The 23,223-nt window shown below is 63.4% G+C and carries 20 protein-coding genes; 13 read left to right on the top strand and 7 right to left on the bottom strand.

All coding sequences use genetic code 11. The annotated features are described in order from the left end of the window. Positions 1-38: 38 nt before the first annotated feature. The gene (gene epmB, locus ACWHY3_RS13045; RefSeq protein ID WP_303853341.1) at positions 39-1,085 is read right to left on the bottom strand and encodes an EF-P beta-lysylation protein EpmB; all 1,047 of its coding nucleotides are present in this window, start codon (positions 1,083-1,085) and stop codon (positions 39-41) included. A gap of 98 nt (positions 1,086-1,183) precedes the next feature. Between epmB and efp the strand changes: the two genes are divergently transcribed. Next, the gene (gene efp / locus ACWHY3_RS13040; protein WP_071231664.1) at positions 1,184-1,750 is read left to right on the top strand and encodes an elongation factor P; all 567 of its coding nucleotides are present in this window, start codon (positions 1,184-1,186) and stop codon (positions 1,748-1,750) included. A gap of 143 nt (positions 1,751-1,893) precedes the next feature. Next, entirely contained in the window at positions 1,894-2,868 is a 975-nt protein-coding gene (epmA, locus tag ACWHY3_RS13035; RefSeq protein WP_332779989.1) for an EF-P lysine aminoacylase EpmA, read from the top strand. 6 nt (positions 2,869-2,874) lie between these two features. Here epmA and ACWHY3_RS13030 read toward each other — a convergent pair whose 3' ends face one another. Beyond that, a complete protein-coding gene (locus tag ACWHY3_RS13030) occupies positions 2,875-3,822 on the bottom strand; it encodes a LysR family transcriptional regulator (RefSeq protein WP_303853345.1) in 948 nt (315 codons plus the stop codon). A 222-nt stretch (positions 3,823-4,044) separates the two neighbouring features. Here ACWHY3_RS13030 and ACWHY3_RS13025 point away from each other — a divergent pair, with 222 nt between their 5' ends. The 7 genes from ACWHY3_RS13025 to ACWHY3_RS12995 all read left to right on the top strand — a co-directional run bounded on the left by ACWHY3_RS13025 (position 4,045) and on the right by ACWHY3_RS12995 (position 13,343). Further along, entirely contained in the window at positions 4,045-5,682 is a 1,638-nt protein-coding gene (locus ACWHY3_RS13025) for an ABC transporter substrate-binding protein (protein ID WP_332779990.1), read from the top strand. Between the two features lie 126 nt (positions 5,683-5,808). Continuing rightward, positions 5,809-6,756, top strand: a complete 948-nt coding sequence (locus ACWHY3_RS13020; RefSeq protein ID WP_087719358.1) for an ABC transporter permease — start codon at positions 5,809-5,811, stop codon at positions 6,754-6,756. After that, a complete protein-coding gene (locus ACWHY3_RS13015; protein WP_448126700.1) occupies positions 6,753-7,655 on the top strand; it encodes an ABC transporter permease in 903 nt (300 codons plus the stop codon). The genes ACWHY3_RS13020 and ACWHY3_RS13015 overlap by 4 nt, the downstream gene beginning before the upstream one ends. Next, complete coding sequence (locus tag ACWHY3_RS13010) at positions 7,652-9,367, top strand: ABC transporter ATP-binding protein (RefSeq protein ID WP_087719356.1); 1,716 nt, start codon at positions 7,652-7,654, stop codon at positions 9,365-9,367. Before ACWHY3_RS13015 ends, ACWHY3_RS13010 begins: the two co-directional genes overlap by 4 nt. Positions 9,368-9,436: 69 nt before the next feature. Further along, complete coding sequence (locus ACWHY3_RS13005; protein ID WP_303853356.1) at positions 9,437-10,957, top strand: M81 family metallopeptidase; 1,521 nt, start codon at positions 9,437-9,439, stop codon at positions 10,955-10,957. A gap of 44 nt (positions 10,958-11,001) precedes the next feature. Further along, complete coding sequence (locus ACWHY3_RS13000) at positions 11,002-12,198, top strand: M20 aminoacylase family protein (protein WP_087719354.1); 1,197 nt, start codon at positions 11,002-11,004, stop codon at positions 12,196-12,198. Further along, the gene (locus ACWHY3_RS12995) at positions 12,195-13,343 is read left to right on the top strand and encodes a M20/M25/M40 family metallo-hydrolase (RefSeq protein ID WP_448126699.1); all 1,149 of its coding nucleotides are present in this window, start codon (positions 12,195-12,197) and stop codon (positions 13,341-13,343) included. Before ACWHY3_RS13000 ends, ACWHY3_RS12995 begins: the two co-directional genes overlap by 4 nt. Before the next feature lie 54 nt (positions 13,344-13,397). Here the strand turns inward: ACWHY3_RS12995 and arfB are convergent, their stop codons facing one another. The 3 genes from arfB to ACWHY3_RS12980 form a co-directional block, all read right to left on the bottom strand. Then, positions 13,398-13,814 carry an alternative ribosome rescue aminoacyl-tRNA hydrolase ArfB gene (gene arfB / locus ACWHY3_RS12990; protein WP_448126698.1) on the bottom strand — a complete coding sequence of 139 codons (417 nt, stop codon included), beginning with the start codon at positions 13,812-13,814 and terminating at the stop codon, positions 13,398-13,400. A 52-nt stretch (positions 13,815-13,866) separates the two neighbouring features. Continuing rightward, positions 13,867-14,760 (bottom strand): archaetidylserine decarboxylase, encoded by an 894-nt coding sequence (asd, locus tag ACWHY3_RS12985; RefSeq protein WP_448126697.1) that lies wholly within the window; start codon positions 14,758-14,760, stop codon positions 13,867-13,869. A gap of 144 nt (positions 14,761-14,904) precedes the next feature. Next, positions 14,905-15,735 carry a sulfurtransferase gene (locus ACWHY3_RS12980; protein WP_448126696.1) on the bottom strand — a complete coding sequence of 277 codons (831 nt, stop codon included), beginning with the start codon at positions 15,733-15,735 and terminating at the stop codon, positions 14,905-14,907. Positions 15,736-16,039: 304 nt separating this feature from the next. Between ACWHY3_RS12980 and ACWHY3_RS12975 the strand changes: the two genes are divergently transcribed. Beyond that, entirely contained in the window at positions 16,040-17,356 is a 1,317-nt protein-coding gene (locus ACWHY3_RS12975; protein WP_087719350.1) for an NCS2 family permease, read from the top strand. A gap of 725 nt (positions 17,357-18,081) precedes the next feature. On the opposite strand, the gene rsgA is transcribed toward ACWHY3_RS12975, so the two are convergent. Then, the gene (gene rsgA / locus ACWHY3_RS12970) at positions 18,082-19,125 is read right to left on the bottom strand and encodes a small ribosomal subunit biogenesis GTPase RsgA (RefSeq protein ID WP_448126695.1); all 1,044 of its coding nucleotides are present in this window, start codon (positions 19,123-19,125) and stop codon (positions 18,082-18,084) included. Between the two features lie 152 nt (positions 19,126-19,277). Between rsgA and orn the strand changes: the two genes are divergently transcribed. Next, the gene (orn, locus tag ACWHY3_RS12965; protein WP_448126694.1) at positions 19,278-19,907 is read left to right on the top strand and encodes an oligoribonuclease; all 630 of its coding nucleotides are present in this window, start codon (positions 19,278-19,280) and stop codon (positions 19,905-19,907) included. Between the two features lie 40 nt (positions 19,908-19,947). On the opposite strand, the gene queG is transcribed toward orn, so the two are convergent. Further along, positions 19,948-21,039, bottom strand: coding sequence for a tRNA epoxyqueuosine(34) reductase QueG (queG, locus tag ACWHY3_RS12960; protein ID WP_448126693.1), 1,092 nt, complete (start codon positions 21,037-21,039; stop codon positions 19,948-19,950). Between the two features lie 144 nt (positions 21,040-21,183). Here queG and ACWHY3_RS12955 point away from each other — a divergent pair, with 144 nt between their 5' ends. After that, positions 21,184-22,701 (top strand): NAD(P)H-hydrate dehydratase, encoded by a 1,518-nt coding sequence (locus tag ACWHY3_RS12955; protein WP_448126692.1) that lies wholly within the window; start codon positions 21,184-21,186, stop codon positions 22,699-22,701. Then, positions 22,685-23,194 (top strand): tRNA (adenosine(37)-N6)-threonylcarbamoyltransferase complex ATPase subunit type 1 TsaE, encoded by a 510-nt coding sequence (gene tsaE / locus ACWHY3_RS12950; RefSeq protein ID WP_448126691.1) that lies wholly within the window; start codon positions 22,685-22,687, stop codon positions 23,192-23,194. The genes ACWHY3_RS12955 and tsaE overlap by 17 nt, the downstream gene beginning before the upstream one ends. The last annotated feature ends 29 nt before the right edge of the window (positions 23,195-23,223 follow it).

Here is a 23,223-nt window from a genome sequence, read left to right as displayed (position 1 = left end):
CCGGGGCGCGGCCCTCGAGTGGATGATCGACAAGTAACTCAGAGCGGTGTCTTGCTCCGTTCGCCGGGCACCTCGCGGACCAGTCGCGGCATCAGGAAGCCGGCCAGTCGCTGACGCAAGGCATCCACCAGATCGCGGGCCTCGTCGTCGGGCACGTCGAAATGCGCCGCGCCCGATACCGGGTCGAGCACATGCAGGTAATAGGGCAGGATTCCGGCCTCGAACAGGCGCTCCGAGAGTGCAACTAGCGTATCCACGTCGTCGTTGATCCCGCGCAGCAGCACGCTCTGGTTGAGCAGCGTGACGCCGGCCGCCTTGAGTCGAACGCAGGCCGCGACCACCGCTTCGTCGATCTCCTGGGCGTGATTGATATGCAGCACCATCACCTTCTGCAAGCGAGTGCTACCGAGCCATTCGAGCAGCGCGTCGTTGACGCGATCGGGGATCACCACCGGCAAGCGGGTATGAATGCGCAGCCGCTTGAGATGGGGAATCGCGTCCAGCCGTGCGACGAGCGCGGCCAGCCGACGATCCGGCGAGGCTAGCGGATCGCCGCCGGAAAGGATCGCTTCCTGGATCGAGTCGTCTTCGCGCAGGTAATTCAGTGTCCGTTCCCACTCCCGCATTGATGGCGCGTTGTCGGCGTAGGGGAAATGACGGCGGAAGCAGTAACGGCAATTGATCGCACAGGTCGGACTGGCAATCAGCAACGCCCGGCCGGGGTATTTGTGAATCAGTCCCGGTCGGGGCGTGTGGTCGCGCTCTTCCAGCGGATCATCGACATAGCCCCGTACGGCATCGCCTTCCGCGCCCAGCGGCAGGACCTGGCGCAGCAGGGGGTCGTTCGGATCGCCGCGCCGAATCCGCGAGAGATAAGCCAGCGGCACGCGCACCGGAAACAGATCGTGCCCGCGTCTGGCGCCCGACAACCATTCGAAATCCAGCCCCAGATGCCGACAGAGCTCGGCCGGGTCGCGGATCACGTCGCGCAGTTGCTGCTGCCAGTCGCCCACCGATGTATCGGACACGGGCGCTTCGGGTTCGACCTCTTCGCAATGCACAGCGATCGGGGTTCGGGTTATCATGCTGGCCACTCGAAATCAGAGCGCTTGCCGGTCAGGCATCGCGCGGAAATGGGGTTTTTCGTCGCGGACGGCCCGCGAACGGTTACTAGTGAGGAATCATGGCGAACTATTCTACCAACGAATTCAAGGGCGGCCTGAAGGTCATGCTGGATGGCGACCCGTGCAACATTCTCGAGAACGAATTCGTCAAGCCCGGCAAAGGCCAGGCCTTCAACCGCGTCAAGCTGCGCAACCTGATCACCGGCCGCGTCTGGGAGCGCACCTTCAAGTCCGGCGAGTCGCTGGAAGGCGCCGACGTCATGGATCTGGACATGGAGTACGTCTACACCGACGGCGACATGTGGCACTTCATGAAGACCGATGGCTCCTTCGAGCAGTATGCGGTCGACAAGAAGGCCATCGGCGACGTCGAGAAGTGGCTCAAGGAACAGGCCGTCTATACCGTCACGCTGTGGAACGATAACGCCATTGCCGTCTCTCCGCCCAACTTCCTCGAGCTTGAAGTGGTCGAGACCGATCCGGGCCTCAAGGGTGACACCGCGCAGGGCGGCTCCAAGCCGGCAACGCTTTCTTCCGGCGCCGTGGTTCGCGTACCGCTGTTCATCAATCAGGGCGAAGTGCTGAAAGTCGATACGCGCTCGGGCGAGTACGTCTCCCGGGCTTGAGTCCTACCTGCGCTCGCGCCTGACAGCGCTTAAATTCGCCTTGTCAGGCGCGCGCTCGGAGAGGACTCCGTATCTGATGGCCGCATGGCCGGATTCTATTAGCCACGCTCAAGCGTGGCTTTTGCCGTTATAGAGGTGAAATCGTGTCTATCGACTGGCAGCCCACGGCAAATCTCGACACACTGCGCGAGCGTGCCAGGCTATTGACCGCCATTCGGCACTTCTTCTCCGAACGAGGCGTGCTGGAAGTGGAGACGCCGATTCTCGGTCACGGCGGCAGTACCGACCCGCATCTGGACTCTCTGTCACTGACGGCAACGACGCCAGCCGGTCGCGAACACCTTTGGCTGCAGACCTCGCCGGAGTTCCACATGAAGCGGCTGCTGGCAGCGGGCAGCGGGCCGATCTTCCAGCTGGCGCGCAGCTTCCGCGACGGTGAAGTGGGGCGGCGCCACAATCTCGAATTCACCATGCTCGAATGGTATCGGCCCGGTCTGTCGCTGACGGCATTGATCGACGAGTGCGGAGCGCTGATTCGTGCAGTGCTGCCGACCGACCCGGGCCCCTTGCGCCAGCGCCGCTATCGGGAGCTCTTTCGCGAGACGCTCGATGTCGACCCGTTCACGACATCGCTGGCGGACTTGCGTCGGCTGGCCGGGCAAGTCGGTGGACTGGCGATGGATGACGCGGACCGTGACGGCTGCCTCGACCTGCTGATGAGCTTCGTCATCGAACCGCAGCTGGGCCGAGAGGGTATCGATGCGGTCGTCGACTATCCGGCCTCTCAGGCCGCGCTGGCGCGCAAGCGGCTCGATCCCGAGGATGGCGTCAAAGTCGCCGCGCGGTTCGAGATCTATCTCCACGGGCTCGAGCTTGCCAACGGTTACGACGAACTCACCGACGCCGCCGAGCAGGGTGAGCGCTTCGCGGATGACAACCGTCAACGCGAGGCGCTGGGCAAGCCGAGCGTCGATCCAGATCAGCGGCTGGTTGCCGCGCTCGAATCCGGGATGCCCGCCGGCAGCGGCGTGGCGCTGGGTGTCGATCGCCTGATTCAGCTGGCGCTGAACAAGGAGTCGATCGCCGAGGTCATGGCGTTCCCGACGCCGCGGTGTTGAGGTAGATCAGACACTCAGACCTGGTTGCCCGTCGAACGGCCATAGATGCGTAATTTCCGTCAACAACTGCTTGGCGGCCGGTGACAGCGGACGATGCTGACGTACGATCACGTGAGTCTCCGCGTCGGCGAACACCGGATGATCAATCTTCAGTGCCACGAGCTGCTGGCGGCGGATCTCGTGCAGCAGTGCCACGTGGCCAATGAAGGTGACACCGTTTCCGGAGCTCACGTATTGCTTTAGCGTGGCCAGCGAGTTGCTCACCAGGCTGGGGCGAAAATGACATTTGCTCATCACTTCCACGGCATCGATCAACTGACGAATGCCATAGCCATGGCTGGCAAGCCCCAACGGCCATTTGAGTACCTCATCGAGCGCCAAAGGCTGGGGTAGTCGGGTGAGCGGGTGCTGCGGATGCACCACCGCGCAGAGTGGTTGCCGTGCGGACGCCGCCGATGTGACGCCGGGTATCAGTCTCGGCGCGTAGGCCACCCCGATGTGCGCTTGGCCTTCGTAGACCTGCCTGACCACATCGTTGACTGCTGCCAGATTGAGCTCGATCGTCAATTGCGGATGACGCGCGCAGAAATCGTTCATGACACCGCTCATCAATTGATCGCTGTAGCCCTCGCTGATCGACAGGCTGATATGGCCGCGCTGTAGGCCATCCATCTCGGCGAGCTGTCCGAATAGCGTCTGCTCGGCGACGTCCCGCTCCCGGTAGAAGTCGAGCAGAATGTTCCCCGCCTCGGTGGCTTTGACGCCTCTACCATGCCGTTCGATCAGCGACATGCCGACAGCCTGCTCGAGTTGACGAATCTGACGGCTGATGACGGAAGGCTCCACATCGAGCCGATCCGACGCGGCTCTTATCGAACCGGCCGTGAGAGCGGCATGGAAATAGTGGAGCCAGCGGACATTGAGGTGTGCTTCGGTCGTTCCCGACTGCGCCATATGATTCATCCGACAGGTATTCTGAGCCATTCTTGCCTGAGCGTTGCCTTTATAGCAACGCTTTAGATGCATCGAAACTATTGTTTTCGTCTTCACGAAGCCTACTCTCGATAGCACGATCGTCGCTCAGGTTGGCCGCATAGACGTGCGTCGCTGAACAACAATGGCCACCAAGGCGTCATCGTCGACGACAACCATAAGATCGATAAATGAGGTCCTCGCATGACGACACTGTTCCCGCGTCGCTTTTCCGCTACGCGTCGCCGCCTGCTGGGTGGTGTGGCGATGGCGACTCTGTTCTCTACGCTTGGCGTCTTCTCGCCGCTTGCCGCTGCCCCGGCCGAGGCCAATACGCTTCGTGCAGTCATGCACTCTGGACTGCGCGTACTCGATCCCATCACCACCACCGCCCATATCACTCGTGACCATGGTTACATGGTTTTCGATACCTTGCTGGGCATGGATGACCAGTTCCAGCCGCAACCGCAGATGGCTGACTGGTCGATTTCCGATGACGGCATGACATATACCTTCACCTTGCGTGACGGCCTCAAGTGGCATGATGACGGTGAAGTCACAGCCAGTGACGTGGTGGCGTCCTTCCAGCGTTGGGCTGCGCGGGATGGCGGTGGGCAGATGCTGATGGATCACGTCGAGAGCGTCGAAGCCACCGATTCGAAGACACTGACGCTGACTCTGTCATCGCCTTTCGCCTACGTGCTGGAACTGATGGCCAAGCCATCATCGGTACCGCTGTTCGTGATGCCGGAGCGCATCGCCAGCAAGTCGCCGGACGAGACGTTGACGGTCGAGGATCAGATCGGCTCGGGCCCGTTCCGGTTCGTTGCCGATGAGTACGATCCCGGCAATCGGGTGGTCTACGAGAAGTTCGAGGACTACGTACCGCGCGAGGAACCGGCCAGTTGGACGGCCGGGGGCAAGGTGGTCAGCGTCGATCGCGTCGAGTGGATCAACATGAGCGATGCCCAGACGGCGCTCAATGCCCTCAATGCCGGCGAGATCGACTTCCTCGAATCGCCCTCGGTCGACCTGCTGCCGGTGCTGCAGGCCAATCCGGACCTCACTGTCGAGAAGATCAATGAGCTGGGGAGCCAGACCATTGGCCGCTTCAACTTCCTTTACCCGCCGTTCGACGATCCCCAGATCCGCCGCGCTGCGCTGATGGCAATGAACCAGACCGATGTGCTCGCCTCGCTGGTCGGCAATCCCGAGTTCTACTCGACCTGTGCATCGATGTACGGATGCTCGACGCCGCTGGGCACCGACGCCGGTGCACCGAATTCGCTGACCGAAGGCGGTGGCACGGAAGCGGCGAAACAGCTGCTCGAGGAAGCCGGCTACGATGGCACGCCGGTGGTGATGATGCAGCCAACCGATGCGCCGACGGTGAGCCCCCAGCCGGTCATCGCCGCACAGCTTCTGCGTCAGGCCGGTTTTCAGGTCGATCTTCAACCGATGGACTGGCAGACGCTGGTAACCCGCCGCGCCAGCCAGCAGCCCCCGTCGGAAGGCGGCTGGAACATGTTCTTCACCAACTGGTACATCCCCGAAGTGTGGAATCCGCTGGTCAATCCGATGCTCAACGGGCGTGGCAAGGACGGCGGCTGGTTCGGCTGGCCGGATGATTCCGAGCTCGAGTCGATGCGCAACGAGTTCTCCAGGGCCACCGGCGACGAGGATCGCAAGGCGATCGCCGAACGCATTCAGCAGCATGCCTTCGAGCAGGTGACCTATATCCCGCTGGGCGAGTATTCGATTCCCGCCGCCTGGAGCAATGACCTTTCCGGCATTCTCCATTCGCCGGTGCCGGTGTTCTGGAACGTCACCAAGGCCGAGTGAACGATTGGGGCGTGGCTACCACCACGCTCCATTCCCGTCTCGCACGTCAACGAATTCGCATTTCAACGAGTTCGTCGTTCATCGGACTCGTGAGTCATCGGATTCGAACCTCAATGGAGCACGCTCATGTTCAGCTACTGTCTGCGTCGAACATTGGCAGCAGTGCCGGTGATGGTCGTGGTTGCGCTGTTCGTTTTCCTGTTGCTGCGGCTCTCGCCGGGCGACCCCGCCGCCATCATCGCCGGCGATATGGCGACACCGGAGCAACTGGACCGCATTCGCGAAACGCTAGGGCTCAACCAGCCTCTTTATATTCAGTTCTTCAACTGGGCCGGGGAGTTATTGCGAGGTGACTTCGGCACCTCGTTGATGTCGAACTTGCCGGTGACGCAACTGATGGCACAGCGTCTCGAACCCACCATTAGCCTGGCGCTGCTGAGCATTGCGCTGTCGGTGGTCGTGGCAGTGCCGATGGGCGTCATCGCGGCCTGGAAGCATGGCAGCCTGATCGATAACGCGGTCATGTCCCTGTCGGTGCTGGGGTTTTCGGTACCGGTGTTCGTGACCGGCTACATTCTGATCAAGATTTTCTCCATCGATCTCGGCTGGCTACCGGTACAGGGTTTCAGACGGGTTTCCCAGGAAGGGTTCGGTCCTTTCATCCAGCACGCGATCCTGCCGGCGCTGATGCTGTCGACGATCTATATCGCGCTGATTGCGCGCATGACTCGCGCCAGCATGCTCGATGTGCTGGGGGAAGACTTCATTCGTACTGCCCATGCCAAGGGGGCCAGCGAAAAACGCGTGCTGTTCAAGCATGCGCTACGCAACGCCGGCGTGCCGATTCTGGAGGTCATCGGGACCGGCTTCGCGCTGATGATCACCGGCGTGGTGGTGACCGAAAGCGTGTTCAATATTCCAGGGCTGGGGCGGTTGACCGTCGATGCCATTCTCTCGCGCGATTACCCGGTGATTCAGGGGCTGATTCTGGTCACCAGCGGCGTCTACGTGATGATCAATCTGGCTATCGATCTCTCCTATGCGCTGCTCGACCCGAGGATTCGTTACCAATGAACCTATCATCGCCTCATGCATCCCCCGATGTTTCCGCCGCCATTCCACCACGGCGTCGGCTGCGCTGGTGGCCGCGCCAGCGCCCCGGCTGGGCGGTGATCGTTGCCGCCATCTGCCTGACGCTGATCGTGATCATCGCCATTCTGGCACCGTGGCTGGCACCCCACGATCCGCTAGACATGTCGCCTGCCGATCGCCTGAAGCCACCCAGCGATACCTACTGGCTGGGCAGCGACGCCTATGGCCGGGACCTGCTGTCGAGAGTGCTCTACGGCGCAAGGGTTTCTCTGATCGTGGGGCTCGGCAGTGCGCTGATCAGCGTCGTCGTCGGTCTGCCGCTCGGCATACTCGCGGGCTTCTTCCGTAGCCTGGATGCAGTGATCATGCGAGTCATGGATGGTCTGATGGCGATTCCGAGCGTGCTGCTGGCGATTGCCATCGTCTCCTTGATCAGCGCCAACCTGTGGACGGTCATGGCCGCGATCACCATTCCGGAGATACCCCGAATCGTGCGTCTGGTCCGTTCGGTGGTGCTGTCCGCGCGGGAAGAGCCCTATGTGGAGGCTGCCGTGTCGCTGGGAAGTAGCCTCCCCACGGTCATGTGGCGTCATCTGATGCCCAATACGCTGGCCCCGCTGATCGTGATGAGTACCTACATCTGCGCCTCGGCCATTCTGACCGAAGCCATTCTCTCCTTTCTGGGTGCCGGCCTCGGTACCGAAACGCCGACCTGGGGCAACATCATGGCGGAGGGCCGAACCTACTTCCTGATCAAGCCATCGCTGATCTTCTGGCCGGGCATCGCACTGTCGGTCTGCATTCTCTCGATCAATCTGCTTGGTGATGCCGCCCGTGACCGTCTGGACCCTCGACTACAGAAACGTGGAGGTGCGCAATGACCGATAATCTTCGTCCTGAAAGTCCTGCTGAGTGGGTGCTGAAGATCGAGGGGCTGGAGGTCGCTACCCGGGGGGCCGCGGCCAAGCCGATACTCAAGGGAGTCGACTTCAGTATCGCGCCGGGCGAGACGCTCTGCCTGGTGGGAGAGTCGGGATCCGGCAAGTCGGTGACCTCGCTGGCGGTGATGGGCTTGCTGCCCAAAGGGAGCTTGAAAGCGACCGGCGGGCGCATCGAGCTGGAGGTCGATTCGCTGCTCGAGGTTTCCCCGACGCGGCTGCGGGATCTACGGGCCAGCCGCATGGCGATGATCTTCCAGGAGCCGATGACGGCGCTCAATCCATTGATGCGGGTCGGGGAGCAGATCGAAGAGGTGCTGATCATGCACCAGAAAAGCCTCTCTTCGACACAGCGGCGCGAACGCGTACTCGAGATGCTCGACCAGGTCCAGTTGCCGGATATCGAGCGTGTCTTCGACAGCTGGCCGCACCAGCTCTCCGGCGGCCAGCGCCAGCGCATCATGATCGCCATGGCATTGATTCTCGAACCCAAGCTGCTGATTGCCGACGAACCCACGACTGCCCTGGACGTCACTACGCAGAAGCAGATTCTCAAGTTGATCAAGGCGCTGCAGGAGCGCCATGGCACCTCGGTGCTGTTCATCACGCACGACATGGGAGTCGTCGCCGATATCGCGGATCGTGTCTGCGTGATGCGCCATGGCGAGGTCGTAGAGACGCAGCCGATCGAGGAACTGCTGCGACGTCCCGGAACAGAGTACACCCGTCAACTGCTGACGGCGGTGCCGAGTCTGCGGCCGAGGGCGGCGCGCGCCGTGACCGATCGCGAAATCGTGCTAGAAGCGATCGAGCTCGAAAAACGTTATGGCGAACGTTCGGCTTGGGCACGCTGGACCGGCAAGGCGGCGTCGCAGACGCTCGCGGCCAGCAACATCAACTTCGCGCTGACGCGTGGGCGGACGCTGGGCATCGTCGGCGAGAGCGGCTCCGGCAAATCGACAGTCGCCCGCTGCGTGATGCGGATGATCGAACCGACTGGCGGCGGTGTTCGGGTGATGGGCAAGGACATCGCCAGCCTGGGAAGGGCTGCGCTGAAGCCGCATCGCAAGCGTATCCAGATGATCTTTCAGGATCCCTTCCGCTCGCTCAACCCGCGCCTGACGATTGCCACCAGCCTGGTCGAAGGCCCCATCAACTACGGCACGCCTCGGGAAGAGGCGATGGAGAAATCCGCCGAGCTGCTGGCATTGGTGGGCTTGCCGAAAGACGCACTCGACCGTTACCCCCACCAATTTTCCGGCGGGCAGCGTCAGCGCATTGCCATCGCGCGGGCGCTGGCAATGGAGCCCGACGTGCTGGTCGCTGACGAAGCCGTCTCGGCGCTGGATGTCTCGGTTCAGGCCCAGGTGCTCGAACTGCTCGACGACCTCCAGCGTCGGCTTGGCATCGCGGTGTTATTCATCACGCATGACCTGCGTGTCGCCGCCCAGATCTGCGACGAGGTGATGGTGATGCAGAAAGGTGCGGTCGTGGAGTATGGGCCGGCCGAGCGCGTGCTCGGTGCGCCGGAACATCCCTACACGCGCTCGCTGATGCTGGCGGCTCCCGGCCGACACTGGGATTTCTCGGGGTTCCGTCCTCTCGATCACGTCTTCGAGGAGACCCCGGCATCCACATCGACCGCCCCTGTCTAGCCATGAATGGCCGGGATCACTCGATCGAACTTCCTCTTCTTATGATCCATTTGATTCAAGGAGCGCGTCATGCCCCAGCCCCGGATTGCCGTCGGTGGTTTTCTCCACGAAACCAATACTTTTGCGCCCAGCCCGGCGACCTACGAGGATTTCCTTCGCGGTGGCGGCGCACCACCGCTGAGCGAAGGGGAAGCGATCTTCGATGCGGTGGCGGATAGCAATATCGGTCTGTGCGGTTTCATCGATGCCCCCGACTCCCGAGCATGGACACTGATTCCTACCCTCTGGACGGCAGCGAGTCCGTCGGCTCACGTCACGCAGGATGCCTTCGAGCGGATCGCGGCGCGTCTGCTGGCGTCGATCGACAAGGCCATGCCGCTCGATGGCATCTATCTCGACCTGCACGGCGCCATGGTCACCCAGCGTTTCTATGATGGCGAAGGCGAGTTGCTGCGCCGTGTGCGGGCATTGGTGGGTGAAGAGGTCCCGATCGTGGTCTCGCTGGATCTGCACGGCAACGTTACGCCGGCAATGGTCGAGCAGGCCGATATGCTGATCGCTTATCGAACCTATCCACACGTCGACATGGCAGAGACCGGTGCGCGCTGTGCCAAGGCGTTGGCGAAGTTGTTGGGGGGAAGTCCGCGCCCCGCCAAAGCGTTTCGTCAGCTCGATTTTCTGATGCCGATCGCCTGGCAGTGCACGGCGGAGGAGCCGTGCCGCTCGCTCTATGCCGGGGTAGCCGCGATGGAGAGCGAGTCGCTGCCCTCCGTTTCGTTTCTGACCGGCTTTCCGGCCGCCGATTTCGCCGACTGCGGCCCTTGTATCGTGGTCTATGGCATCGATTCGGTCACTGCCGAGTCTGCCGCCGACACACTGATGGCACGGATTGCCGCACAGGAGCCGGCATTCGCCGGGCGGGTGCTCGATCCCGACGCCGGGGTACGCGAAGCAATGCGCCTGGCCGATGGTGCGACCAGACCGGTGGTGATCGCCGATACCCAGGACAATCCGGGAGCAGGGGGCAACTCCGACACCATGGGCATGCTGAAAGCGCTCATCGCTTGCGGGGCCGAGCGCGCCGCGATCGGCAACGTGTTCGACCCGGCAGCGGCCGAGGTCGCGCACGAGGCGGGCGTCGGCGCAGTGGTCCGGCTGGCGCTGGGTGGTCATTCCGGCGTGGAAGGGGACTCGCCGCTGGAGGCGGAGTTCATGGTCGAAGCGCTCTCGGACGGCTGCTTTGTTGCGCCCGGCCCGTATTACGGTGGCGGGCGCCTCGAGATGGGACCGTCCGCCTGCCTGCGAATCGGCGACGTGCGCGTCGTGGTGGTCAGCCGCAAGGCACAGATGGCGGATCAGGCGATGTATCGCTCGGTGGGCATCGAGCCGTTGGAGCAGGCCATTCTCGTCAACAAGAGTTCGGTGCACTTTCGGGCCGACTTCGCGCCGATTGCCGAAGCCATTCTGGTCTGCGCCGCGCCGGGACCGATGGCGGTGGATCCGTCCAATCTGCCATGGCAGCGGCTGCGTCCGGGTATGCGGACTTCGCCGCTGGGAAGACCATTCACGCCTATTGCCGAGCCCGCCTGATCTTGGGTTCCGCCAATACCGATTTTCCGTTCCAAGGAGTTTTCATGACCACGTTGCCGCGTATCGACGCCTTTACCGACGAACTGATCGAGATTCGTCACGACATCCATGCCCACCCGGAGATCGGCTTCGAAGAGCAGCGCACCTCCGCAATCGTCGCCGCCTACCTGCAGGCGCTGGGGGTCGAGATACACGCTGGAATCGGCAAGACCGGCGTCATCGGCCTGATCGACGGCAAGCGTGGGCCGGGCAAGACGATCGGACTGCGTGCCGATATGGATGCGTTGCCGATGACCGAGGAAACGGCGCTGCCGTTCGCCTCGAAGCACCCCGGTCGATTTCATGGCTGTGGCCACGACGGCCATACCACGATGCTGCTGGGTGCGGCGCGCTATCTCGCCGAGACGCGAGACTTCGCCGGACGCGTGATGCTGATCTTCCAGCCCGCGGAGGAGGGGCTGGGTGGCGCGCGGGCGATGATTGCCGAAAAGCTGTTCGAGCGCTTTCCCTGTGACGAAATCTATGCATTACACAATGCGCCGCACCTCGATCACGGGCAGATTCGGGTGATGAGCGGCAAGGCCATGGCGGGCGCGGAATTCTTCGATATCGTCATTCGCGGCCGAGGCAGTCATGGTGCCCAGCCCAATAACGCACGAGATCCGATCGTGGTAGCGACCCAGCTTTCACAGGCCATGCAGAGCATCGTCAGCCGCAATACCGACCCGCTGGACGCTGCCGTGGTCTCGATTACCCAGTTGCACTCGGGCTCCGCCTACAACGTGATTCCGCAGTCGGCCACGCTCTCCGGCACCATTCGCACCTTCGACGACGGCGTCGCCGCACTGATCCACGAGCGCATCCGCGAACTTTCCGCCGGGGTGGCCAACGCCTACGGCGTCGAGATCGATGTCGATATCCGCAATATCTTTTCGGTACTGGAGAACCATGCCGAGCAGACCGGGGCGCTGGAAGCAGCGGCCAAGGAGATCGTCGGTGACGCCAATGTCGGCGATCTCGGCCGCCCGGCAATGGGGAGCGAAGACTTCGCCGACATGCTCAAGGTAGTGCCCGGCTCCTACTGTTGGGTGGGACATGCCGGCGATATTCCGGTCCATAATCCGGCGTTCGTGCTGGACGACGGCATTCTGCCGGTCGGTGCGAGCCTGCTGGCACGGGTTGCCGAGCGTCGCCTCAACGAGCTGGCGGATGTGGCCGAGTCCCGGGCGGTGAGCGCATGAGTCTTGCCCGGGGGTTCGTGAAGGCGCTCGAATTCGATATCGATGACATGATTGCCGGGCTGAAGCGCTGGGTCGAATGCGAAAGTCCGACCTTCGATGCCCACGCCGTCAATCGCATGATGACACTGGCGTCGGAAGATCTGGTCGATCTGGGGGCTTCGGTCGAGCGCATTCCCGGTCCGATCGGACTCGGCGATTGCCTCAAGGCGAGCTTTCCGCACCCCGCGAGCGAGCAGGGCGGTATCTTGATCATGGCGCATCTCGATACGGTGCATCCCGTCGGGACGCTGGAAACCTTGCCGTTCAGGCACGAGGGCTGTCGCTGTTACGGTCCCGGGATCTGTGACATGAAAGGTGGCACGTTCGCTGCACTTCACGCCGTGGCCGCGCTGCGTCAGGCCGGCATCGACACGGCCCTGCCGATTCATGTACTGCTGACCTGCGACGAGGAGGTCGGCAGCCCCGGCACCCGCGAACTGATCGAACGGGAAGCGGCAAGACATCGCTACATTCTGGTGCCGGAACCGGCGCGGGTCGGCAACGGCGTGGTTACCGGCCGGTATGCCATCGCCCGTTTCGACCTGCTGGCCCACGGTCGGCCGAGTCATGCCGGCGCCGCATTGGCCGAAGGGCACTCGGCGATTCGCGAGATGGTGGCGCGAATTCCAGAGATCGAGGCGATGACCGACGATGACTGTACCTTCAGCGTCGGTGTGGTGCAGGGCGGTCAATGGGTCAACTGCGTGTCGACGACCTGTCGCGGCGAGGCGCTGAGCATGGCCAAGCGCCAGACGGACCTGGATCGCGGGATCGCGCGCATGCTGCAACTGAACCAGCGCGAGGAGGGTGGCGTGGGCTTCGAGGTCAGACTCGGCGTGGTACGCCCGGTATGGGAGCCGAACGAGGCAACGCTAGCACTCTACGGTCACGCCAAAGCGGTCGCGGATGAACTCGGAATGTCCCTGCCGCACTCCAGTAGCGGCGGCGGTTCCGATGGCAACTTTACCGGGGCGATGGGACTGCCCACACTCGACGGATTGGGCCTGCGAGGTGCCGGCATTCATACCTTGAACGAACACATCGAGATCGACAGCCTGATCGAGCGCTCGAGACTGATGGCCGGGTTGATGGCCAGGCTGGTTTAGCGATTCGAACGATTCGAGGCGTCTCTACGAGACGCCTCGAGGAAAAGGGCGATTTCAGTCATCTACGCGCCCGCGCAGGCGTTTCTTCTGGCCGTGTTTCGTCTTTTGATCGACCCGCTTTCGCTTTGCGCTACGGCTGGGTTGGGTCGCCCGCCGCGGCTTGTCGCCGTAGAGCACGGGTTTGATCAACTGCTTGAGCCTGGCCAGCGCGGCTTCACGGTTGAGTTCCTGCGTACGATGCTCTTGCGACTTGATCACGATGACCCCGTCGCGGGTGATGCGCTTGTCGCTGAGCGCCAGCAGCTTTTCCTTGAACCCGGGGTGCAGGCTCGAGGCGCGAATATCGAAGCGCAGGTGAATCGCCGAGGAGACCTTGTTGACGTTCTGGCCGCCGGCGCCCTGGGCGCGGACGGCGATCAGTTCGATCTCGTTGTCGGGGATCGATACGTTGCGGGAGATTTCCAGTGGCATTGCTAACTCCCGGAGTCGGTGGCTATGGAGTGTCTTTCTCCAGGCGCCAGCATCAGGCCTCGCCCGGCAGCGCGCCCATCGTCTGGCCCATGCTGATCGGGCTGCCTTTCGGGTCGAAATCTCCGAAAGCCATCTCTCGGCCCATGCACATCACCACGGTGGAGCCGAGCTTGAAACGGCCCATCTCCTGTCCCTTCTCGATCACGATCGGCTCATCGAAACGCGTGGTCTGCACGCGACCGCTCAGCGGCGTGACCTGGCCGGCCCAGGTAGTCTCGATGGCAGCGACGATCATCGCGCCGACAAGCACCATCGCCAGCGGCCCGTGCTCGGTATCGAAGATACAGACCAGGCGCTCGTTGCGGGCGAACAGGCCGGGCACGTGATTGGCAGTGGCCTGGTTGACCGAGAACAGCCGCCCCGGCACGTAGGTCATCTCGCGCAGGGTGCCGGTCATGGGCATGTGGACGCGATGGTAGTCCTTCGGCGACAGGTAGACCGTGGCGAAGCTGCCCTGGCGAAACGGTGCCGCGCGGGAAACGTCGCCGCCGAGCAGGGCGCCAAGCGAGTAGGTCTGTCCCTTGGCCTGAATCAGGGTGCCGTGTTCGATACGGCCGTAGCGTGACAGCACGCCGTCGGCGGGGGAGACCAGGCCTTCGCCGATGGGGCGAGCGTCGGGCTTGAGCGCGCGGGTGAAGAAGTCGTTGAAGCAGGCGTAGGCGGTCGGGTCCGGCTCCAGGGCCTGGCTCATGTCCACACCGTAGGTGTGAATGAAACGACGGATGAACAGATCCTTGACCCAGGGAATCCGGCATTCGGCGACCAGGCCGATCAGTCGCGAGATCGCGTGGTGAGGTAGTGGGTACTGAATTCTGGCGAAGAGTTCCTGGCGATCCACGATGACGACCCCGGTATTGGAAAGACGGACGAACTGGAAGGCGGACAAGGTAGCGAGACTACCCGGTCCGCGCAATAGAATGAGCTACGAGCTACGAGCTACGAGCTACGAGCTACGAGCTACGAGCTACGAGCTACGAGCTACGAGCTACGAGCTACGAGCTACGAGCTACGAGCTACGAGCCGGCGGCCGTCACTTCTCGACTGGCGTATCGTCGCGGTTGCCCCACTCCTTCCACGAGCCGGGATAGGCGCGAACGTTGTCGTAACCGAGCGCCTTGGCGGCGAGCCAGGTCAGTCCGCTGCGGTGGTGGGTCTGGCAGTGGGTCACGATCTCCTTGTCCTGGGTCAGGCCGCGGGCTTCCAGTTCGGTGACGAGTTCGGCGTAGTCGCGCAGACGCAGGTCGTGGTCCTTATCCATCACGTCCAGCCAGTCGAAGTTGACCGCCCCGGGGATATGACCCCGCTTGCGATTTTCGCCCTTGGTGCCCCGATACTCCTCGTCGGAACGGGCATCCCAGATCGCGAGCGCAGGATCGCCGAGTCGCTCCATCAGTTCCTCGCGCCGGATCAGGACCTGCGGATTGAGGTAGGCCGCTTCGTACTGGCTGGGCGTGGACGAGGCGGGCGCGGTGGAGACCGGCTGACCGTCGGCACGCCAGGCGTGGATCCCGCCGTTGAGGTACGAGTAACGGCGGTGGCCGATCAGCTCCAGCGTCCAGAGTAGACGCCCGGCCCAGCCGCCTCCTTCATCGTCGTAGGCGACGACATGGGTCTCCGGCGTCAGCCCGAGCTCGGAAAACAGCGCGCTCAGAGCAGCTTCGGATGGCACGTCGTTGGGCACCTCGCCGGTGCCGGCCAGCAGGCGGCGGGATTCGAGGAAGATCGCACCCGGCACGTGACCCGATTCGTAACTTTCGGCCTTGAGCGGCACATCGATGATCAGCAGGTGCGGGTCTTCGAGGTGCTGCGCTAACGTGGCCGGGTCCAGAATCAGTGGCAACTGAGGGGTTTCCGAGCTCATGAGCGGTGACTCCTGTCGTGATCGTTTCTGTCGTGATCGTGCTGCAGCAATGGGCATGATGATGGCACACGTGCCTGTCGCCAGGATAGCGGATGGCGTCGCGAAGCGGATCCGCTATACTGCGCGCCGCTCGAGAGTGGCGGCCACCCGTTCGCAAGGTCGAATTCGGACGGGTTTTTTCGGCCCGATGACCTCTCGGCCCTTTTCATGGGGACCATCCTCGTATACAAAATTCACGGACGCGAGCGGTTCGCGTCACCAATAACAATCATGATTGCCAGGAGATTGCTGCGTGCTTGAAAAAATGTTCTCTCTGCGCTCGCTGGGGACGACGGTCAAAACCGAAGTGCTGGCGGGCATCGCGACCTTCCTGGCGGCGATGTACATCATCGTGGTCAATCCTTCGATTCTTTCCAGCGCCGGTGTTCCGTTCGCCGGTGCCCTGACGGCCACCGTGCTGATCAGCTTTTTCGGCAGCGTGATGATGGGCCTCTATGCGCGTAACCCGATCCTGGTGGCGCCGGGCATGGGGATCAATGCGCTGTTCACCTACACCATGGTGCTGGGGGCGGGCATCGAGTGGCAGACCGCGCTGGGCTGCGTGTTCTGGTCCGGCGTGCTGTTCGGCCTGCTGGCGCTGTTCAACGTGCGCCGCTACGTGGTCGATGCGATCCCGGCAACGCTGCGTCACGCCATTGCCTGCGGCATCGGCCTGTTCATTACCGTGATCGGCCTGGTCAACGCCGGCATGCTGGTCTCCAATCCGGCCACGGTGGTCGGTCTGGGCGAAATGACGCCGACGCTGGTCACGTTTCTGATCGGGCTGGGGATCACTGCCGTGCTGGTGGCGCGCCGCATTCAGGGCGCGCTGATCCTGGGCATCGTCGTTACCACGGTACTCGCCATTCCCATCGGCCGGCTGTGGGGTGATGCCAGTGCCGTGTCGCCGACAGGCTCGCCGACGCTGGTCAACTTCCAGGGCATTTTCGCCTGGCCCGATTTCGGTGCGCTGTGGCAGGTCGATTTCATCGGCGCGCTATCCATCGCCTATTGGCCGTTCATCTTCGTGATCCTGTTCACGACGTTCTTCGACGCGATGTCGACATTCATCGGCGTGTGTCAGGCGGGTAACCTGCTCGACGAGGACGGCGAGCCGCGCAACATTCGCCGTTCGATGATGGTGGACGCGTTCTCGGCGTTGATCTCCGCGCCATTGGGCACCAGCCCGGCCAACGCCTATGTCGAATCCGCGGCCGGTATCAGTCAGGGCGGGCGTTCCGGGCTGGTCGCCGTGGTCGCGGGGCTGCTGTTCCTGCCGTTTCTGTTCCTGTCGCCGCTGCTGGCACTAGTGCCGGCCATCGCCACCGCGCCGGCGCTGATCATGGTGGGCGTGTTCATGCTCTCGCCGATTCGCACCATCGACTGGCAGCAGTACGACGATGCCATCCCGGCGTTCGTGGCGATGATGCTGATTCCGCTGACCTACTCGATCACCCACGGCGTGGTGTTCGGCTTCCTGACATTCGTCGCGGTCAAGGTGGGGGTCGGCAAGGCGAAGGAAGTGCGCCCGGCGATGTGGGTGCTGTTCTTCCTCTCCATCCTGATGTTGTTCGAAGGCTGAACCAGATGGCCTGCGCTCGACACTCTTTGTTAAAAAAGCGGCCTCTGATTGCCATCTTCGTTGGTGCATCGCATTTCTGAGCCAGGTTGGCTTTCTCGAAGGCTTGCACCCGAGACGCCTTTCGGAACGGCGCTGAACGCAGAGCGTCGAGCCGGGTCTCGCGTCATGGATGACGCGAGAGGCGCGTTGGGCAGGATGCCCTTTCGCGCCGACCCGAGCGCAGGCGCTCTAGCGTTCGGAGTCCGCCGTTCTGTGGCGTCAAAAAGGGGAGTTTGAGGGGCTTGCCCCTCAAGAATAACGTGCAGGAGGGCGGTAGCGGCCTCGTCAGTGGTGATCTGGTAGTGTCTGAATGAGTCAGCCCAGGCATTGGTGGATGATTGGATATCGCCGCGTCTCAGGACGCGGCGATCCTTTTGGTCATCATCAAAATCATGCCTGAGAGATGTGTTTCTGGCAGCGGGGCTACGACTGTCGAGTCTTGATCCAGCCTGCTGCTCACCCTGACGAGGGGGCTTAACGCTCGCCCCCTCGCCGCTCCCCCTCTTTTCGCGCCACAAAACGACGAAACCCTGAACGACTGCCGCTTGCGCTCGGGTCGGCGCGCAAGGACATCCCTGTCCAGGCGCGCCTCTTGTGGCATCCATGCCACAAGACCCGGCTCAGCGGGCGCCGTTCAGCGTCGTCTTGAAAGGCGCTGGGGCGGCTTCGATAACCCCTGGCGACTCTCAGGACGCGGCGATGTCGTCTCTGATGCGCTGAAAGCTGGCGAAACGCTGGGGATGAATGTCGCCACGTTCAACGGCGTCGAGCAGGGCGCAGCCGGGTTCCTGACGATGGCGGCAGTCGCGGAATCGGCAGTGGCCGAGAAACGGACGAAACTCGATGAAGCCCTCGGCCAGTTCGCGCTCGTCGAGATGCCAGAGGCCGAATTCCCGAATGCCGGGCGAGTCGATCAAGTCGCCTCGGCGCGTTCCGTCGAGCGCCGTCTCCAGCGGTAGCGGGTAGAGGCGGGCCGTGGTGGTGGTGTGCTTGCCTTTGCGGGTATCCGTCGACAGTGCGCCGATTCGCAAGGTTTCGGCGGGCAGCAGTTTATCGATCAGCGAGGACTTGCCGACCCCGCTCTGGCCGACGAAGACGGAAGTTCGTGCCGCCAGCCGTGCATGCAGCGCGTCCAGCCCGTGCTCGCCGCGCGCGGACGCTTCGATCAGCGGGTAACCCAGTTCACCGTAGCGGGCCAGCATGTCGCGCAGTTCACCGCCGGCGGCGGGCAGCAGGTCGCTCTTGTTGAGCACCAGCACGGGCGGGATCCGGGTATGTTCCGCGGCGACCAGGTAGCGGTCGATCAGGTTGGGGTGCGGCTCCGGCTCGACCGCGACCACGATCAGGATCTGGTCGATGTTGGCGGCGACGGGGCGCAGTTGACCGTGGGCATCCGGGCGTTCGAGCACGCTGTGACGCTCGCCGCGGGCGACCACCACGCCGCTGCCGTCGTTGGCCTGGCGCCAGATGACCTGGTCGCCGGTTACCAGCCCTTCGAGATTGGCGCGCAGATGGCAGCGGTGCAGCCGGATCTGATCACCCTCGACGGATTCGACCTCCAGCGAGCGACCGAAGTGGGCGGCGACCCGGCCTGGCTGCTCGGCTCCGTATTCGCCGGCATCGAGACGTTCGCTATCGCGGTCGTCCTTCTTCAACGCTCTTTCGGTGCGTTCGGCCTGGATCTTCTCGACGCGCCAGCGCTGTTGGCGGCTCAGTTTGCGGCGGCTCATGGTTTACGGTGACTCATGGTTTTCGGTTCTAGCTGCTGGTGTTTGCCCATCCGTCGTGCCCCGAGGGTAGAATGGCGGGCATTGTAGCCTTTACCGACTTGCCGTGTCCGCCCGCGTCCGCGCGGCCGAGGACACCGACTCTGGAGTTGTTCATGTCTGAACCATCTGCCTCTAACTCATCCACCACTGACTCATCCGCCTCTAACTCATCCACCACTAACTCATCCGCCGCCGGCACACGTAGCGATCTTCTGGTCTGGATCGATCTGGAAATGACCGGTCTCGATCCTGACCGGGAACGCATCATCGAGGTGGCAACGCTGATTACCGATGCCGAGCTGAACCTGATCGCCGAAGGGCCGGTGCTGGCCGTACATCAGCCAGACGCTCTGCTCGATGGCATGGACGAGTGGAACCAGAAGACCCATGGCGAATCCGGGCTGATCCAGCGGGTCCGCGAGAGCGCCATCGATACGGCGGAAGCGGAACGCCGCACGCTCGCGTTTCTCGCCACTTATGTCTCGCCTGGCACCTCGCCGGTCTGCGGCAACAGCGTCCATCAGGATCGTCGTTTCATGGAGCGCGAGATGCCGGCGCTCAACGACTTCTTCCACTATCGCAACCTGGATGTCTCGACGCTGAAGGAGTTGGCCAAGCGCTGGAATCCGGCGGCGGCGAGCAGCTTCACCAAGCAGAACACGCATCAGGCGCTGGACGACATCCGTGAATCGCTGGCGGAGCTCAAGCATTACCGCGAGACATTCCTGAAGCTGTCTTCCTGAAGAGCGGATCGTGACGGGCGCGCGACCCGTTCGTCATGGGCTAGGCGCTGGCGATGCGCGCCTCGCGCTTGCGCCGTTGTTCTTCCAGCGCCCAGTGCACATGTTCTCGAACCAGATCTGAAGGGTAGGCCAGGCGGGCGCGCAGGGCGCTCTCGACCCGCTCGCTCCAGGGCGCGTTGCCCAGCCCGACGGCGAGATTGCGTAGCCAGCACTCGTAGCCGATGCGCCGGATCGGGCTGCCTTCGGTGCGCTTGAGGAATTCGGTCTCGCTCCAGGCGAACAGGTCGATCAGCTCGGCGCGGTCGAGATCGTGACGCGGCGCGAAATCCGGCTCGGTGCTGGCGCGAGTGAAGCGGGTGAAAGGGCAGAACAGCTGGCAGTCGTCGCAGCCGTAGACGCGATTGCCCATGGCCCGGCGGAACTCGACGGGAATGCTGCCGTGGAGTTCGATGGTCAGGTACGAGATGCAGCGCCGCGCGTCGATCACCTTGTCGTCGATGATGGCATTCGTCGGACAGGCAGTCTGACAGCTGGAGCAGGAGCCACAGTGCTCGCGCTCGAAGGGCGGGTCCACCGGCAGCGGCAGGTCGGTATAGAGTTCGCCGAGGAAGAACAGCGAGCCGGCCTGCGGGTTGAGCAGCATGGCGTTCTTGCCGAACCAGCCCAGCCCGGCTTTCTGGGCCAGGGCGCGCTCCATTACCGGCGCGGAGTCGACGAAGGCGCGATAGCCGATCGGGCCGACTTCGTCCTCGATCCGGCGGGCCAGTTGATCGAGGCGCTTGCGAATCAGTTTGTGATAGTCGCGGCCCAGCGCGTAGCGTGAAACGTACGCCTTTTGCGGTTGTCCCAGTATCCTGGTGGTCTCGACCTCGGGCGGCAGGTAGTCCATGCGCGCGCTGATCACCCGCAGCGTTCCGGGGACGAGCTCCTGCGGCCGGGTGCGTTTGCTCCCATGCTTGGCCATGTAGTGCATCTCGCCGTGATGTCCGGCGTTCAGCCAGCGCTGCAGATAGCGCTCATGGCTCGAGAGATCGGTATCCGTGATACCGATCGCCTGGAAGCCGAGTTCTCGTCCCCACTGCTTGATGCGTGAGGCGAGCTCGTCGAAATCGATGCTAGATGGGTGTGACATACCGCAGAGAAGCCAACGGAGATGGAAGTGTCGGGTGCGCTACCCTACACCACTAATGAGCCGAGCGTCAGTCGAATGGCAGGTATGGCGTCCTCTGGCGCCACTCATCGGCAAACCTTCTATCGGAAGATGACAGGAGTCACGATGACCGCCTCTTCTTTTCAGCGGCCGCTTTATCTGGCCGAACAGGTGCGTGAGCTGGATCGCCGAACCATCGAGGCCGAGGGCGACAGCTTCGCATTGATGCGGCGCGCCGGCGAGTCGGCTTATGACACGCTGCGGGCCCGCTGGCCGCAGGTGCGCCGTCTCTGCGTGCTATGCGGTGGCGGTAACAATGGCGGCGACGGTTATGTCATTGCGGCACTGGCTGCCGCCGAGGGCCTGGTGGTCGATCTGGTCGCGCTCAAGCCGGTGACCGAACTCGAGGGCGATGCGCGCCGGGCGGCGGCAATGGCCGCGGAGGCAGGCGTCGAAGCGGTCGACTGGAACGACGAGCTGACCCTGGATGGCGAGCTGATGGTCGATGCGATGCTGGGCATCGGCGCCAGTGGCGCGCCTCGTGAGCCTTATGCCGCTGCCATCACCGAGGTCAATGCCAGCGGCCGTCCGGTCGTGGCCGTCGACGTGCCGTCCGGGGTCGATGTCGATACCGGCCATGTCGAGGCCGAGGCGATCAGGGCCACGCTGACGATCACCTTCATCGGCGACAAGTTCGGTCTGCATACCGGAGCGGCGCTCGACAGGGTTGGCGATATCGTCTATGCCTCGCTCGGCGTCGATCCACTACGGCATGGCGATATCGTGCCGGTGGCCTGGCGCCAGGCGCGCGAGGATCTGGCGGCGGCGCTGCCGCCGCGAACGCCCAATAGCCACAAGGGAGCTCATGGCCATGTGCTGGTGATCGCCGGCGCGCCGGGCATGGGCGGCGCGGCACTGATGACCAGCGAGATGGTGGCGCGTGTCGGTGCCGGCAAGGTGAGCCTCGCCACCGATGCCGCTCATGTCTCGGCCAGCCTGACCCGCTTTCCCGAGATCATGGCACGAGGCGCGCGTGGAGCGCCGGATCTCGAGCCGATGGTCGAGGCGGCCGATGTCGTGGCCGTGGGGCCGGGAATCGGCACTGGTGCCTGGGGCCTGGCCGCGTTGCAGAGTGCGCTCGATGCCGGCAAGCCCTGCATCATCGATGCCGACGGCCTCAACCTGCTGGCGCGTGACGAACACAAGGGCCGTCGAGACGACTGGATACTGACGCCGCACCCCGGCGAAGCGGGGCGCCTGCTGGGCACTTCCACCGCCGACGTCCAGCGGGACCGACGCGACGCCGTCATCGCCCTGCATCGGCGCTGGGGCGGTACCATCGTGCTCAAGGGGGCGGGCACGCTGGTCTACGACGGCGAGCGGCTCACACTCTGCCCGTTCGGCAATCCGGGCATGGCCAGCGGCGGCATGGGCGATGCGTTGACCGGCATCATCGCGGGGCTCGCCGGACAGCTCGAGTCGCTCGGCGAGGCAGCGAGAATCGGCGTGCTGCTCCACGCCCTGGCAGCGGATGCTGCAGCGCTGGATGCCGGCGAGCGTGGTTTGCTGGCGACTGATCTGGCATCCTATGCGCGAACTTTGGCCAACCCTCAACCTGTCTCGAGTCATGCCGATCACACTTAGCGATGAAGCCGCCCAGGTGGCCTTTGGCGAATCCCTGGGCCGAGCGCTGGCCGGACGCGGTCAGGTCCACCTGATCGGCGATCTTGGCGCCGGCAAGACCACGCTGGCCCGGGGCATCCTGCGCGCCTATGGCCATGTTGGCGCCGTCAAGAGCCCGACCTACACGCTGGTCGAGCCCTACGAGACTGCATCGGCCCGAATCTACCATTTTGACCTTTACCGCCTGGGCGATCCCGAGGAGCTCGAGTTCATCGGTGCCCGCGACATGATGGGTGACGACGCGCTCTGTCTGATCGAGTGGCCAAGCCGCGGCGTCGGCTGGCTACCCACGCCCGATCTCGAGATACACCTCCGGGTCCATGCCTCGGGCCGGGTCGCCTGGGGCATCGCGTACAGCGAACACGGAAGTGCCGCGCTGACGCAGCTGCCGGCGGGGCTGCGCGATTCGATGAGCGGTGAGGAACCCGTGAGTCACAAGGAAGATGAATGCTGACAGAAGTGCAACAGGCGCCTCATGACGCC

It is taken from the genome of Salinicola sp. NYA28a (assembly GCF_976982775.1).
Note: the sequence above shows the minus strand (reverse complement) of the source record. Positions and strands in the feature narration are given on the sequence as shown.

What these genes read in the sequence shown, in the direction of transcription:
- epmB (WP_303853341.1), bottom strand. Translation starts at nt 1,085, where the DNA reads ATGATAACCCGAACCCCGATCGCTGTGCATTGCGAAGAGGTCGAACCC.
- efp (WP_071231664.1), top strand. Translation starts at nt 1,184, where the DNA reads ATGGCGAACTATTCTACCAACGAATTCAAGGGCGGCCTGAAGGTCATG.
- ACWHY3_RS13030 (WP_303853345.1), bottom strand. Translation starts at nt 3,822, where the DNA reads ATGGCGCAGTCGGGAACGACCGAAGCACACCTCAATGTCCGCTGGCTC.
- ACWHY3_RS13025 (WP_332779990.1), top strand. Translation starts at nt 4,045, where the DNA reads ATGACGACACTGTTCCCGCGTCGCTTTTCCGCTACGCGTCGCCGCCTG.
- ACWHY3_RS13020 (WP_087719358.1), top strand. Translation starts at nt 5,809, where the DNA reads ATGTTCAGCTACTGTCTGCGTCGAACATTGGCAGCAGTGCCGGTGATG.
- ACWHY3_RS13015 (WP_448126700.1), top strand. Translation starts at nt 6,753, where the DNA reads ATGAACCTATCATCGCCTCATGCATCCCCCGATGTTTCCGCCGCCATT.
- ACWHY3_RS13010 (WP_087719356.1), top strand. Translation starts at nt 7,652, where the DNA reads ATGACCGATAATCTTCGTCCTGAAAGTCCTGCTGAGTGGGTGCTGAAG.
- ACWHY3_RS13005 (WP_303853356.1), top strand. Translation starts at nt 9,437, where the DNA reads ATGCCCCAGCCCCGGATTGCCGTCGGTGGTTTTCTCCACGAAACCAAT.
- ACWHY3_RS13000 (WP_087719354.1), top strand. Translation starts at nt 11,002, where the DNA reads ATGACCACGTTGCCGCGTATCGACGCCTTTACCGACGAACTGATCGAG.
- ACWHY3_RS12995 (WP_448126699.1), top strand. Translation starts at nt 12,195, where the DNA reads ATGAGTCTTGCCCGGGGGTTCGTGAAGGCGCTCGAATTCGATATCGAT.
- arfB (WP_448126698.1), bottom strand. Translation starts at nt 13,814, where the DNA reads ATGCCACTGGAAATCTCCCGCAACGTATCGATCCCCGACAACGAGATC.
- ACWHY3_RS12980 (WP_448126696.1), bottom strand. Translation starts at nt 15,735, where the DNA reads ATGAGCTCGGAAACCCCTCAGTTGCCACTGATTCTGGACCCGGCCACG.
- ACWHY3_RS12975 (WP_087719350.1), top strand. Translation starts at nt 16,040, where the DNA reads ATGTTCTCTCTGCGCTCGCTGGGGACGACGGTCAAAACCGAAGTGCTG.
- rsgA (WP_448126695.1), bottom strand. Translation starts at nt 19,125, where the DNA reads ATGAGCCGCCGCAAACTGAGCCGCCAACAGCGCTGGCGCGTCGAGAAG.
- orn (WP_448126694.1), top strand. Translation starts at nt 19,278, where the DNA reads ATGTCTGAACCATCTGCCTCTAACTCATCCACCACTGACTCATCCGCC.
- queG (WP_448126693.1), bottom strand. Translation starts at nt 21,039, where the DNA reads ATGTCACACCCATCTAGCATCGATTTCGACGAGCTCGCCTCACGCATC.
- ACWHY3_RS12955 (WP_448126692.1), top strand. Translation starts at nt 21,184, where the DNA reads ATGACCGCCTCTTCTTTTCAGCGGCCGCTTTATCTGGCCGAACAGGTG.
- tsaE (WP_448126691.1), top strand. Translation starts at nt 22,685, where the DNA reads ATGCCGATCACACTTAGCGATGAAGCCGCCCAGGTGGCCTTTGGCGAA.